14 protein-coding genes are annotated in these 12,747 nt (G+C 44.2%); 5 read left to right on the forward strand and 9 right to left on the reverse strand.

The window, feature by feature from the left end:
• The first annotated feature begins 52 nt into the window (after positions 1 to 52).
• Complete coding sequence (locus B9T16_RS19310) at positions 53 to 289, forward strand: hypothetical protein (protein ID WP_410245522.1); 237 nt, start codon at positions 53 to 55, stop codon at positions 287 to 289.
• Between the two features lie 282 nt (positions 290 to 571).
• Here B9T16_RS19310 and B9T16_RS19315 read toward each other — a convergent pair whose 3' ends face one another.
• The 8 genes from B9T16_RS19315 to B9T16_RS19350 all read right to left on the reverse strand — a co-directional run bounded on the left by B9T16_RS19315 (position 572) and on the right by B9T16_RS19350 (position 8,771).
• On the reverse strand, positions 572 to 1,753 hold the full coding sequence (locus tag B9T16_RS19315) for a tyrosine-type recombinase/integrase (protein WP_410245523.1): 1,182 nt from the start codon (positions 1,751 to 1,753) through the stop codon (positions 572 to 574).
• Positions 1,754 to 1,815: 62 nt separating this feature from the next.
• Positions 1,816 to 4,512 (reverse strand): VapE domain-containing protein, encoded by a 2,697-nt coding sequence (locus B9T16_RS19320; protein ID WP_410245524.1) that lies wholly within the window; start codon positions 4,510 to 4,512, stop codon positions 1,816 to 1,818.
• A gap of 776 nt (positions 4,513 to 5,288) precedes the next feature.
• Complete coding sequence (locus B9T16_RS19325) at positions 5,289 to 5,606, reverse strand: hypothetical protein (RefSeq protein ID WP_410245525.1); 318 nt, start codon at positions 5,604 to 5,606, stop codon at positions 5,289 to 5,291.
• A 433-nt stretch (positions 5,607 to 6,039) separates the two neighbouring features.
• A complete protein-coding gene (locus B9T16_RS19330) occupies positions 6,040 to 6,663 on the reverse strand; it encodes a hypothetical protein (RefSeq protein WP_410245526.1) in 624 nt (207 codons plus the stop codon).
• The gene (locus B9T16_RS19335) at positions 6,654 to 6,914 is read right to left on the reverse strand and encodes a hypothetical protein (protein WP_006617527.1); all 261 of its coding nucleotides are present in this window, start codon (positions 6,912 to 6,914) and stop codon (positions 6,654 to 6,656) included. Before B9T16_RS19335 ends, B9T16_RS19330 begins: the two co-directional genes overlap by 10 nt.
• 56 nt (positions 6,915 to 6,970) lie before the next feature.
• A complete protein-coding gene (locus B9T16_RS19340; RefSeq protein WP_410245527.1) occupies positions 6,971 to 7,456 on the reverse strand; it encodes a hypothetical protein in 486 nt (161 codons plus the stop codon).
• A gap of 296 nt (positions 7,457 to 7,752) precedes the next feature.
• On the reverse strand, positions 7,753 to 7,887 hold the full coding sequence (locus B9T16_RS19345; RefSeq protein ID WP_410245528.1) for a hypothetical protein: 135 nt from the start codon (positions 7,885 to 7,887) through the stop codon (positions 7,753 to 7,755).
• 14 nt (positions 7,888 to 7,901) lie between these two features.
• The gene (locus tag B9T16_RS19350) at positions 7,902 to 8,771 is read right to left on the reverse strand and encodes a hypothetical protein (protein ID WP_410245529.1); all 870 of its coding nucleotides are present in this window, start codon (positions 8,769 to 8,771) and stop codon (positions 7,902 to 7,904) included.
• Between the two features lie 185 nt (positions 8,772 to 8,956).
• Here B9T16_RS19350 and B9T16_RS19355 point away from each other — a divergent pair, with 185 nt between their 5' ends.
• Positions 8,957 to 9,154: a ribbon-helix-helix domain-containing protein gene (locus B9T16_RS19355; RefSeq protein ID WP_006617524.1), complete on the forward strand. Its 198-nt coding sequence runs from the start codon at positions 8,957 to 8,959 to the stop codon at positions 9,152 to 9,154.
• 4 nt (positions 9,155 to 9,158) lie between these two features.
• Here the strand turns inward: B9T16_RS19355 and B9T16_RS19360 are convergent, their stop codons facing one another.
• Positions 9,159 to 9,500 carry a hypothetical protein gene (locus B9T16_RS19360; RefSeq protein WP_410245530.1) on the reverse strand — a complete coding sequence of 114 codons (342 nt, stop codon included), beginning with the start codon at positions 9,498 to 9,500 and terminating at the stop codon, positions 9,159 to 9,161.
• A gap of 135 nt (positions 9,501 to 9,635) precedes the next feature.
• On the opposite strand from B9T16_RS19360, the gene B9T16_RS19365 reads away from it, so the two are divergent.
• The 3 genes from B9T16_RS19365 (at position 9,636) to B9T16_RS19375 (ending at position 12,478) form a co-directional block, all read left to right on the forward strand.
• A complete protein-coding gene (locus tag B9T16_RS19365) occupies positions 9,636 to 9,851 on the forward strand; it encodes a hypothetical protein (protein ID WP_231851958.1) in 216 nt (71 codons plus the stop codon).
• Between the two features lie 513 nt (positions 9,852 to 10,364).
• A complete protein-coding gene (locus tag B9T16_RS19370) occupies positions 10,365 to 10,706 on the forward strand; it encodes a hypothetical protein (protein WP_410245531.1) in 342 nt (113 codons plus the stop codon).
• A 368-nt stretch (positions 10,707 to 11,074) separates the two neighbouring features.
• Positions 11,075 to 12,478 (forward strand): recombinase, encoded by a 1,404-nt coding sequence (locus tag B9T16_RS19375; protein WP_410245532.1) that lies wholly within the window; start codon positions 11,075 to 11,077, stop codon positions 12,476 to 12,478.
• The last annotated feature ends 269 nt before the right edge of the window (positions 12,479 to 12,747 follow it).

The following is a 12,747-nucleotide window of genomic DNA, read 5'->3' on the forward strand; positions in this document are numbered from 1 at the left end:
AAAAATCAGGATTATTTTCCGTTAAATATACAAGGCGATCAATACAAAAATTATGACGACTGAAGTTTTGCCGGAATTATTACGGGTAGGAAGTGATGGGGTTGTGATATTTCTAGTGTGGTCTTTAATGAAACAGAATCAAAAGTTAATAGCAGAGGTTAACTCAAGAGACAATGAATTAATGAAGTTAATTTACAAAATACTTAGCAGTGAACAACGAGGGACAAGAAGTGAACGCGATCGCACAATCAAGCCAAAGCCACAAGAATCCGTTAGGACTTGGGAGTAGAGTTGTCTGTGGCCCTAACGAATAACGGGTTGTCAAGTAGCCATTACTCATGGCCACAATCATCATACAGAAAAACTAAAGCGATCGCCACCCAAGTCACTTAACTTGTATAAACGCTTCCCGTGTATTTCTTGTGTTGTGGGGGGCTGAAACAACGGAGAGGGTGGGATATTACCCCGAGAACCTTGCGGCTCACTCGATTTCAAGTCGAAAGAGTCTTGATGTGCCAACCCCTTGCTGGTAAATCGTTATGGCGTTTTCTGGTATCTGTCGGCTAAATTTTTATAGCCAAATTATAGCCAAACTGGGGTATAGTTTGGGGATAGAAAGCCCCCGTGTTCGCCCCGCATAGGTTTGGTAAATGACTTGGGGGGAGTTTCCGACCCAAGTGGCAACGTCCTTAGCATCAATTCCGGCTTCAAGGCATAGAGTTATAAAGGTGTGCCTCATTTGGTAGGGTTTCCGGTGTTCTATGCCCATTATTTCTAAGACTGGATGCCAATGTTTTGTACAGAAATCACCGACTTGGATCGGCTTCCCTGTCTTGCTGGGAAAAACTATTTCCGAGTTGTTTCGCGATCGCGCCTCCCTGAGAATAATTTGGACCTGTTCGTTACAGGGGAAATTACGGCGGGTCTGAGTCTTGAGACCGTCGCAGCGCTTGCGCCCCCCCTCCCCGGAAACAATCACGGTGTTAAAAGTGATTTTGCTTAGGTCGCCAGCAACGTCCGACCATCTTAAAGCGATCGCCTCCGATGGGCGACACCCGGTAAAGAAACAGAAACGGACATACAAACAAAAGTGGCTGTGTTTTGGTTCAGATTCAAAACACTGGATAATGCGATCGCGTTCGTTAGCCGTAAATGGGTTAATCTCATCAGAATCACTTGCTTTTTTTAACAGATTAGCCTTAGCGCTTAACCCATTAAATGGTGAGGGTTCGCTCACTAGCCTTTTCTTTATAGCCCAGTGAAAACAAGCATTAAGTTGTGTCAATAATCTCTTTGTGGTGTCAGGGGTCAGATTCTGAATAGCCCAATCATATACATCCTGACCAATTATCGTTGATATGTCCGCATCGCAGAACGGCGACCTTTGTATGTGTCTCAACGCCACCATATACCCACTAACCCAAGTTCCCGGTCTAACAGTGTTTTTCCGAGTATTAATGTATTCATTATACAAATCATATATGGTTGTAAAAATTACTTCGTCTTGATGTGGTGGTGGCTGTTGTGTATATTTTTTCAGCGTGTAATCAAAACGTTCGTAAACGATATCACTTTCAATTGCTTTAGCTTTGGCTTCGGCAATTTTTCTGTTTTCTGGGGTGTCTTTAAACCCTAGATAAATATATTTCCGTTGTTCAGGAAACAAATGCCGTGGCAACGAAAGCCTGAGTTTTTCATTACACTTTCCGACACCTACCTTGCCTTTATAACGTTCGGATGATTTATTTTTCATGATTCATTGATGATTTTAACTGTATTCGTGGCTTAACCTTGTTTAGGTCTTAAATACTTGATTTAATACATCCCATATTTGTTGCCAACCTTTACTGCAACTGTATTTTTTGAAACAACCTGAGTGATTTCAGCATGATAAGAACAAAGTGGATCGCCTTCTTTGTTAATTACAACTGTCTTGCCTACAGAAAACCAAGCATTTCTCTTTGTTGGGGATATAACATAAACATAACCCTTATTTTCTTGGAGTATCCAATAATCTATTAACCTGGTTATAGTTAACTCAGCTAAATCTCTGTCAGCAAATTTTGCTATAAGCTCATCTTTGCGGATCCGATTCTTTCTGTCGTTGCATAAATCTTTGAAAATCTTCTTTATAGCGTCCTCACACTCTTTTGTAGTGTCACAGTGAAAAGTGTCTGGGATTTCCCCGACATCAAAACCTCTACCGTCGAACTGGCTGTCAGAGTCAGGGGCTAAAGTCCCATTTTTTACAGGGCCAACTACACCGTTAACTGTGTTTAGATCGTTTTTAACAAAATTTTCTGGTTTGCCTGTCCTGCCTGTCCGCTCCGTCTGAATCAACTGCTGTGTCGGTGTTTCAGGGTGGACACCCACCCTGTCCGCTGCCTGTCCGCTGCCTGTCTGCCTGTCCGTTTCCTGGACCGGGTGATTCCTTATGTACCCCATTCTCTTGGTCCCGTTGCGGTTGAATCGTTTTTGAGAAAAACCCAAAGTTGTCATTACTTTCTTGATTTCCCGCGAAATGCGATTGAAGTCATTTGTTTTCATATCTCCACCATCTAGGTTGCTAAGGTGGTGTTTTATCTCTTGAGTTGTTACCGTGCTTTTATTGGCAACAAATTCCTCTATTAACTCATGTAGATAGCTGTACTCTGTGAACTCTTCATTCAGTAAATTAGCTTGCTGCTGTTCCTCACGGGTCAGGTAGAAACAACAGCCTTGCCGATATAGTTCTACTACCTCACCCCAAAGCTGATCGCGTTCATCCTCTACCAAATTTGTGGGGATAACTTGAGAAACCGGGATAACCATAAAACGCCGCGCGCCAGTTTCATCATGGTTAAAATCGGTGCGGTTGGTTGAACCGACTAACACATTTGCGCGCGGGTACGCTGTTGAACGTTGTGCATAAGGGGGGCGGATATTGTCTGTTTGAGTTGTAATAAAAGCCTTGATTTTCCCTGACGTACTCCTGCTGATATTGTTCTCTACTTCCGCCCATTCTGTCCAGACAGATTGATGCATTTTTAGGCGTTCATCTTTTTCTTTAAAGTCCCCCATGTCATCACAGAAAAAGTCATCACCCACCATGGTTATGAACCATGTAGATTTTCCTATCCCCTGTTGACCATGCAGAATTAATAAAGTGTCAAATTTGCATCCCGGTTTTTTAGTCCTAGCTACAGTTCCGACTAACAAACACTCTAAATAACGTTGATGCAATGGGTTATCTGTCCCAAAATAACGTTTTGCCGCCCCATTGACACGATTCTTGCCGTCCCATTTTTTGTGGCAATCTTCTAAGTAATCCTCAAACGGGTCAAAGCTATTATCTTGAGCTACATCAAGGATGATTTGATTCTTGATTCTTAAACTTCCTTTAATCTCAATCCCACCTTTTTTCGCTAAATCAATCTCAGGAGCGTCAGGGTTGATAGGCTCACCGTCAATCTCAATCACCTTAAAACGGGTGTTATAGCGAATTCTCTCCCCAAAGGCACGTTTAATTTTTTCTATGTCTTTGAGGATTTGTAAATCACATTTAATTACCGTGTTTTTAGCGTCTTTTTCTGTCCAGTGTGTGGGTGTGTGGGTAGGCTGTCTCCGGTAAGACTTGACACAATTTGTTAAATAATCCTCTGACAATGTTGGTGTGGGATTACTTTTTTCTGCTGACTCCCAAATCGTGTTTCTTTCCCGTGGTGGTAATGGCGGATTGCAGCGATCGCAAAAGTTATCAAACAAAATATGTGGGTCATCCTGACACCTCTCCCCATTAGAGTGTAACCAGTTGTGGGTTCCGATTAAATTCCTGGCAAGTTTAGCCGCGCTATCGTTACGGCTTCCTTGCGAGGCTCCCGTCTTTAGTAGTTGGCGATCGTCTTTGGTTAAGCACGCTTCTAACGGTATAGACTCCGGCAAAACAACCAACGGCATTGGCTGGGGTGTCTCTTTTAACATTTTGTTTATCACCCATAGTGGTGCTTGGGCAATATCAATTTCATTGGGAGATTTTAGCCATTTATACTCTCCAGTTTCCGGGTGTTTTGATGGGGGTAAAACTGACTGGCAACCGTCCCATCGTAACTCTAGTAACTCTTCTTTCCCGTCAGATGATTTATGGCCTGTCGGTAATTTCTTAGTGGTAATTTTATCCCAATATGTGTCGGGGATTAAATACAAATATTGGGCGCGCCCTTCCTTGCCACTGGTGAAACTAACAGTGGGTGGCAATCCCCCCAATGATTCGGCTAACTCATGCGCTTTGTGTCCGTCCGCGTCAATGGCTACAATACCGCCACTAACCTTTCCCGTTCTCAGACCATAGCCTTTAGCGCGTCCTTTACTTATCTCATCAACCAAAACATCCCTAGATATAGCTGACTCTTTCTGCCAACCCGTTCTGTAGGGTGCTTTTTCCCCGTTAACTGGCGTTAAGACCCAATCACTAGGGATACTAGAAATTGCTGCAATTAACTTGCTAACTGTTTTGCTTTGTTTTATAATTGCCATAATTCAAAAAACACTTTTGGGCGATTGAGTTCAAGTCGCTTGAGAGTTAATAACCCGTTAGGGTCTGGGAAAAAGGGAAATCCAGACCCTAATTGTTTTTTTGTGGAGTCTATCCGCAATGGTAGGCGGTCGTCAGTCAATCGGAGACTGACTGAATAGCCATATACAATGGCTGTGTTGTTTTTGGAAATTTTCCTTTTTTAGTCCCCGCCCGCCGAATGCTTTATTAGATTTTCCCTCGTTGCTACTACTTACTCAATAAGAAAGCTGCCACCATTTCTAGTGGGTTTTACTTTCTTGTTAAAACCGATTAGATTCCCCCTTCCAATGCCTTAACCTCATACAATCGCGATTTCACGGCCTGCTACTCTCCCCCAAGGGGGTATAAGAAAAGTGTTTTTAAGAGTAGACGCGAAACGGGTTAGGGGTGATGAAGTATTTTTATCCACAGGGGATAAAGGTTTAATCGGCTAACCGCCACTATTCTTTTAAAGAGATTATGATACACTCCTCTAGCGGTAAAATCAAGTAAGCCATAAGGATGGCAATAGAACAGTGTTAGTAGGGAATCATCCCAAAAAGCTAATTAACAAGCCATTTATTTATACCGGTAATAGCTTAGGATGCGATCGCACCAGGTATGCGAACAGTTACGAAAACCTATAGGGTTTCCGGATATGCAAGGGAGACAGCTTAGGACAGCGATCGCAATTAAGACGGCTTGAGGATGGGATGGGGACATCAAGGAAAGGGGGGTGTTACGGTTTGATTTTCTGCTACTCCCATCCCTCTGGGGGAATAAATGTTAAATAAACCCGGCCATCATTGTTGTTTGGTGGGCGACAGGGGTAGACTCTGGAAGTGTCAGATAGCGTATAACCATCTAATTCAAAACGTTCGGCAAGCTCAGTGGCAACCTTAGCCACCAGCTTACTGGCAGTCATTACCCGAATACGAATCACGCTGCTGGGAGGGTGTGAATCTTCTGGCTCAACAAATGCCCAAGCCTGACCATTCCACCAATACCCCATGCCGACTAAGTGACTGTAAAGCGAATCGCGATCAGAATGAGAAAATTTCGGGGCTATTTCCATTGCCAACCTGTATTTTCTTGTAAGTCTTATCATGACCAACACCACCAGAATTATAGAAAATCAAAAAGCGGAAAATAAGGGATTAACCATTCATGGGTTTTACACAACCATCTTATATGGTCGTTATCGTAGTCAAAACTAATAGGTGATAAGTGTATATCTATCACATACCGCCGATAGCTGTATACAAGAATTCTGAGAGTAAAAATGCGTCTGGCCGTCCTATTAGTTGGGATGGTTAGCATAAACTGATTAGCCATACTAAAAAACTCCTCTCCAAAAAGGAAAATAGGGGCGCAACCATTCGTGGGCTTCACACAACCATTTAATGTGCTGTATATCTCTCTCAAACACAGGTATCTTAACCTCAAGGTTGATTAAGATAGTCCCATCCAAACATTGCATTATGTCCAAAAAACTCTCGTGAAACAATTTAATCTTCATATTCTGCGTCCTGTTTAATCAACTCAAGTACAGCACGACCTTTGGCATATTTAGCGCCACCCAAACCCATTACATCTTTGATAATCTTGGATTCTATCACTCCTTTATCTAGCGCGTCTAGTACGGCTTGGTGGTAGCGTTCGGCAAGTTTAGAAAGTTCGGAAAGTTCAAACTGACTAGCTAATTCAGAACTTTCTAACTTTTCTGGTAACTCTCTTAACTCCCCGTGGGTATGGGAGTCTAGGAGTTCTGGTTGAGCATAAAGGGAGTCATGTCTCTGAAAATTTAGAAACTCGGCAATTGCCTGGTTAGTCTGCTGAGTTAGATAGAGTGAACTGGCGACCGAATGCTTGAAATCTGCCTCCTCTTGTTTATTTAATGCGATAATTTTTGGCTTGAGTTTTGCCAATTCATTACTGGTTAATAGTAATCCAGCGCCGCCCCCCATGCCATAGCCAATAGATAACCATCTTAGGGTATTTTGGTATGTGAGAAAAGGTGTAAAAAACCAAACTGGTGATGCTGTAACTGCTATTAAGACTGATATGCCGTTTAACAATCTCCAATTACTCCGAATGGCTTGATTGTTGGCGTTGGGATTGATTACATCCATTGGATTGCACCCCCAATAATTAGAACAGCAGCCACAGCGATCGCCAAAACTAACCACTGCCACCATTCCTCAGATTTGTCTCTGTGATAGTAGGCGATCGCCCCCATTGCACCCAAGACGCTGGCGGCAATTAAGGCAAGCCAGAAGGCAGGGAGGCGGAAACTTTGGTGACTGACAGCCAACAGTGACACAGTGGAACTACTCGCACCAAATAACAAAATCAACCCAAGCATTCTATACAATTGAATCATTCTGCTCTACTTCCTTTGATATTTTCGCCCCCAATAACGGGGGCGTTTTTATGGGATTACAGGGTAGACATCAGGGCGTTAATTTTCTGATCAGCCAGTTGTGCGGATTTTTCCAAACCTTGCCCTAAGCGCGCATATTTAGGTCGCAATCCGTGCAAGTATTTGGCTGAATCGTGTTTAGCTGACTGAATCTTGTGTTCATTCCCAGCCTGATGGCGGCGCAACTTCTCATAGGATTCGTTGACCTTGCGGCTATTGTTATCCAATCGCTTTAGGGCTCGGTATCCTTTCCGGGTGCTAACAACGTGCTTGTCAGATTCATCGGCTAGGTCGGTGAGGGCATCGGCTTCGGCTGGAGCAAGAACACGGGGGCGGTCAAGCACGGGAGCGAAACGGAAATGCTCCCAGCTACCAGGGCTAGTGGGGGTAATGCCGTTGGGGCTAGTAACAAAAACCGACCCTTTATCAAGGTTGCTATGCTGACCCTCAACGGGGGCGATCGCCCCACCTTTCACATCGTCGCCTCTGAGAAATCCAATCATAATCAAATGTTCCTAACTAATGGGTAACAAACTTGGTGATAACGGGCGGCTACCCTCCCAAGCGCGGTTATCGAATTTTTAATCAAGTGTTAATTGCCGGGTTTCCCTGTTCCTTTCTGTCCTGACATCCAATCGGGTTGTGCTGCACTCGAAAACAGCGCCGGCATCAGAACAAAACAGGGCAATTTGACTTTGCACCACTGGACTTAAAACTGCTATGGCATCGGGATGATCCAAAAAGAGACAATACAATCTCATGACTAAATCCCTGATACGGCAATGTTCGGGTGTCATTTCTATTCCTCTGTGTTGGGGTTGGCAATGTCTACAGTGAGGGTAAAGGGGGGAATTCTTAGATCACCAGTCCCTAGCCAGAATCCTAGCCACAGGAGAGCGATCGCCACGGCAGTTAGGGAAACTTTGAACCCCACCCATCCGGCATCCCTCACCCCAGGGCGAAAAAACTCAGCACCAAACCAACAACCACACCGGTGGCAGGGATTGGCTCAAGCAAGCCTTCCAGAAAACCCAAAACGACTGCGGCACCGGTAACAGAAAGGGGCGAGGCTTTCAATTCAGCGATATCAGCATCAGATACCCCGGATTGGCGGAATTTTTCAATAATTTCGTGACGGGTATCATCGTCAGCTTCTGGGGTGTACTGAATCAGATGACTAAGCCGGAAGGTTTGGGTCTCCTCATCCCCATCGGCGATCGCGTGGCAGTTTCCCCACTTGTCAAAGCCAACAATGGTGAAACGGTTGCCACGGGGGGTGGTAAATTTAGCGCCTACTTTCATCCAGGGACTCCAACAATCAAAGCGATCGTCTTTATCCTTGAGTTCTGGCAGGGTGTCGGGGTCAACCTCATCATCGTGGCGACGGTAGAGCATCTCGCTATTACCATCGGTTTCTCGGATTATGATTTGCTGCCCAAACATCAACTTAACTTGGTTGGCAATGTGTCGCGCCTCTCCAGGGTCAGCAGCAAAATCAATAACTTCCTCAATACCATCGCAGGCCCCTGTAACCAAAATTACACTCTGGGGAGTACGGTAATCAGTTCCCGTTTCTTTCAATGTACATTGATTTTTCGGCTGATTTGTGGTGTCAGGTTCTGCCTGATATAAAGGGTTAACCATAACCTGCTCGGACAGAGTTTCGCGGATAGGCTCGGCCTCTGGTACGGCTTCAGATTTGGTTTGGGCAATAGCGGCTTCCCAAGTGGCTTTTGAACGCAAGTCGCCAAACTGGCGGATATCTTCTTTTGATAATCCTAGGGCGATCGCATTAGCTTTAAGTTCTGCTAAAGTCATAGTTACTCCTGTAAAGGGGTTTTCGCGCCCACTGGTGTGTATGCTTGGCCGCAGACACCAGTGGGTATTTTGTTGGCAATTGCCAACACAGGCTATATGTATCACGCATAGGCTAATATAGTTGTGTATAGGCTGTGTTAGCATAAAACCATAATAGCACGTTGTGGTATAATTGCAAGGAAATTATGATTAGCGGACTAAAAACTGTGGGCGGGCCAACCAAATTAGCCAGAATTGCTTTTTATGTTGACCCCGAAATTAAGGAGAAACTAGAAAAATTGGCTGGGATTCAACGACGCACACTGTCAAATTTGATGGCTGTGATAGCGGAAAAGGCTGTAGAGGAAGCGGAAAAGGAAGAATTAACAGACAATTCAAAGTAACAACTTATTTGTTGTTGCGTTTACTCACCCCCGATCGCACCAGGTCGGGTATTTTTTTGTCCAACAGAAGCGGACAGGCAGACAGGCAGGGGACAGGCAGAATTTTTTCTGGGTGTCCCCCTTGTAACTCCCTTGCTATAGCAGTTACAGCCACAGGGGACAGGCAGGAAACCCCAAAATAAAAATTTGTGATTTTTTTTAAATCCATTACTGGCTGTACAAAAAAATGGCCCGTTTTATGTTTTGGGCCTACTCTTGACGGGTTGATGGGGACAGGATGATTGTTGGCGATTGGTGGGTTTAGGGTTGAGGCGATCGCATTAGCTTTAAGTTCTGCTAAAGTCATAGTTACTCCTGTAAAGGGGTTTTCGCGCCCACTGGTGTCAGCCGCCAAGCATACACACCAGTGGGCTTGTTTTTGTTTCCGTGTGTCAATTGTACAGTTTCGGTACACCCACTGTCAACACTTTTTTGCTAAAATATGGCTGTACAGTACAATGAAGATGCACCCATGATTTCTCAGACAGTGCCGAGCAAACTGCCGCGTGTAAACGTCTATATTGATCCAGACCTTAAAGAAACGGGGGAACGGTTAGCCAAAAAGCGTTTTCGTTCCCTCTCCAATCTGATGGCTTGGCTTTTACTCCAAGAAGTTGAACGAGCCAAGCAGTCGGGGGAGTTGACCGAAGATAAATAAAGACTTATAAGTCACGCCCTCGGCAAAGTCTCAGCCAAACATATAACACCCCTTACCCTCCCCGATCGCACCAGGTCGGGTATTTTTTTGTCCAATTAAACGGACAGGCAGGACAGGCAGCGGACAGGCAGATTTTTTTTTGCCTGTCCACCCTGTAATCCCCTTGGTATAGACGTTACAGCCACAGTGGACAGGCAGGACACCCAAAATTAATTTGTGATTTTTTTTATATCCAATACTGACCACATCTAAAATGGCCCGTTCTATGCTTTGGGCCTACTCTTTAACGGGCGACGGGGGCAGGACGCTTGTTAGTAATTGGCGGGTTTCGGGCTTAGGCGATCGCCTGTCAACTTATCAATGTACATTGATATAATAATCATCCTAGGCAAGGGACCGATACCCGACCAGATTAGTGGACAATAGCGGGCAAAATATAACCTTGTACTTGACACTTATCAATGTACAATGATATACATTATCAATGTACAATGATAGAGGTATAAAAATCCTATGGCTAACTACCATCCTGATACCAGTGGCTTAAAACAACCCAAATGGATCAACACCCCGACCCGCGCGATCCGAGTTCCGGATGTATTTGCAGAGGAACTATTGGCGATCGCTCATCAGATGGATCAGGGCGACGTGATTGAGATACCGGTAAACAGTAATGGCAACCACCAGGCAGTCGGTGAGCTTCTGTCTGATCAGATCCACCAGCAGATAATTGATATCCTCCTGCCTGCCACCAAAATGAAAGCTGGTAATGGCGGCGCGATTAAATCGGAGATTGCCAAGGCTCTGACGCTGTTAGGAGTTGATGTCAAATTGACACAAAAAGGATTCCGTTAATCTTCTAAGATATCAATGTACATTGATATTTTGGCAGTTTGGGAGGCGATATGGTACAGGTTGGTTTAGGCTTGCATCCAGTCCCCAAAATTAACCAGTGTACTGGTGCAAGTTGTTCACATGACGCATATATAGGTACACAAAGGTTTGTGGATGGGGGCGGGGGGGTAAATTTCTGAAAATTTATTTTGGCTATAACTGCCTAAATTTATAGCCAAATTATAGCCAAATTATAGCCAAAGGTATTTGTGTAGGGGCTGAAACAACGGAGAGGGTGGGATTTGAACCCGCTATAAAGCCTATAACCCCTATTCTACCGTTACTTTAGTGCACTCAAAAGCGATTGCATTATTAGGAGTTAGTGCAAAATGAGTGCAAGTACAAACAGTACACATAGTGGTACATATCAAGGCTTTGAGGATATTCTTGAGTTTTTCAACCTATCCCGCAAACAATGTCCCAAAGGTGTCAGGATTAAGCGTAACCGGGGGACAATTCAGCTAGACATCACTACTGACCCGGAGACGGGAGAGCGTAAACAACGGGGCTGTAATTGTCAGTTTACCCCAGAGGGTATCCGCAAGGCTGTTGACAAGGCTTGGTTAGTTCATAAATCCCTTGACGGACAATTTCAGTCGGTGTCTGAATGGCTCGACTGGTACAAGGCTACTATCCTTGATGAAAACAAAACTCCCCTAGAGAATGACTTAATCACTTATCGCCAAGTATTCAAAGACATGGAGGATGATTACTTTAACGGAGTTCACAAAAACACTAAGCGCAAACGTTCCCGTGATATAGCTAGTGACCAAAGTTCATTTAAACGCTGTTTCTTAGATGTATTTAACAAAGTTACAAACTGGGATAGTTACGTTACCTGGGAGGGTATAAAAGAAGCCTTGTATACTCCATTGCCAGACGGTAGCAGCCCGGTAGGACATAAGGATTTTAAAGACCGATATTACAGGTTAAGACAAGTAGCGGAACGGGCTGACTGCAAAAAAGCACTGGACAAGCTAGAAAAAATTGACCCTACCCAAACAGTATTTGCTGAATCCCAAAGTATAGACTTGGATACCTTGTTAAGTTTGCTAGACAAGGAACGCAACACTGATTATGGGCGGTCAACAGAAAACCAGGCACGTGATGGTTGGTGCTGGGTGTCAGCAATGTGTACTTTATATGGGTTAAGACCGTCTGAAGTAGCAGCAGGTCAAAATTTAACTAAGCCAGTTAAGATTGATGGCATTACCTTCCCAGCCATATCTGACCCTACCAACATTGAGTTAGTGTTAGTGATTGGAGAATTTACCTATTTTGGGGGTTCTACTAAGACAGGCTGGCGGTTAGCTATCCCAATGTCAAAAGACAAGACTCTGATTAACCGCTTAGGGATTCATAACGTCTACTTACCTGTTACTAAGTCTAAAAACCCTGGTATATTTAACGATAATCACCGCGCCTGGTTATCACAACATAACTGGGGATTTACTCAAGCTTATGCTTTCCGTCATCTTGGTAACCAACTGGGAGAGATGAATGGGATACCACAGGAAATCAGAGCGCGTTCGTTTGGTCACTCGGTGTCAGTTAATGATGGCAAGTACAAAAAACGTCGCAACCTTGCCACAGAGTTAGGTATCCTGACGCAACATCAAAGGCAACCATTACCGCTAGAGATGGCAAAACAAACACTACTCAATCATGGTATTAACCCAGAATCGCCAGAGATGAAAGCAGGACTTAGATTAATCTATCAGTTAGACGATTAACCTCCAATAAACCCACAACACAATACCCTCTAGGCTAAATACCTAGGGGGTTTCATTTTGCACTAACTCCTAATAATGCGATCGCTTTTGAGTGCACTAAAGTAACGGTAGAATAGGGGTTATAGGCTTTATAGCGGGTTTTAAACCCGCCATCTCCGATTAACTTAAACCCTTATCCTGACTACTATCGCGGGAATTGCTTTAACCCGATAGTCGTACCGTTACACTTAATATGCACTCCATTCAGTCTTAGCACACGGGACGATTAG

It is taken from the genome of Arthrospira sp. PCC 8006, assembly GCF_046480465.1.
In the GTDB taxonomy this organism is placed as follows: Bacteria; Cyanobacteriota; Cyanobacteriia; order Cyanobacteriales; family Microcoleaceae; genus Limnospira; species Limnospira platensis.

Bases quoted from the DNA above. Each gene is read 5' to 3' on its own strand.
- B9T16_RS19310 (WP_410245522.1), top strand. From the start codon at position 53: ATGACGACTGAAGTTTTGCCGGAATTATTACGGGTAGGAAGTGATGGG.
- B9T16_RS19315 (WP_410245523.1), bottom strand. From the start codon at position 1,753: ATGAAAAATAAATCATCCGAACGTTATAAAGGCAAGGTAGGTGTCGGA.
- B9T16_RS19320 (WP_410245524.1), bottom strand. From the start codon at position 4,512: ATGGCAATTATAAAACAAAGCAAAACAGTTAGCAAGTTAATTGCAGCA.
- B9T16_RS19325 (WP_410245525.1), bottom strand. From the start codon at position 5,606: ATGGAAATAGCCCCGAAATTTTCTCATTCTGATCGCGATTCGCTTTAC.
- B9T16_RS19330 (WP_410245526.1), bottom strand. From the start codon at position 6,663: ATGGATGTAATCAATCCCAACGCCAACAATCAAGCCATTCGGAGTAAT.
- B9T16_RS19335 (WP_006617527.1), bottom strand. From the start codon at position 6,914: ATGATTCAATTGTATAGAATGCTTGGGTTGATTTTGTTATTTGGTGCG.
- B9T16_RS19340 (WP_410245527.1), bottom strand. From the start codon at position 7,456: ATGATTGGATTTCTCAGAGGCGACGATGTGAAAGGTGGGGCGATCGCC.
- B9T16_RS19350 (WP_410245529.1), bottom strand. From the start codon at position 8,771: ATGACTTTAGCAGAACTTAAAGCTAATGCGATCGCCCTAGGATTATCA.
- B9T16_RS19355 (WP_006617524.1), top strand. From the start codon at position 8,957: ATGATTAGCGGACTAAAAACTGTGGGCGGGCCAACCAAATTAGCCAGA.
- B9T16_RS19360 (WP_410245530.1), bottom strand. From the start codon at position 9,500: ATGACTTTAGCAGAACTTAAAGCTAATGCGATCGCCTCAACCCTAAAC.
- B9T16_RS19365 (WP_231851958.1), top strand. From the start codon at position 9,636: ATGGCTGTACAGTACAATGAAGATGCACCCATGATTTCTCAGACAGTG.
- B9T16_RS19370 (WP_410245531.1), top strand. From the start codon at position 10,365: ATGGCTAACTACCATCCTGATACCAGTGGCTTAAAACAACCCAAATGG.
- B9T16_RS19375 (WP_410245532.1), top strand. From the start codon at position 11,075: ATGAGTGCAAGTACAAACAGTACACATAGTGGTACATATCAAGGCTTT.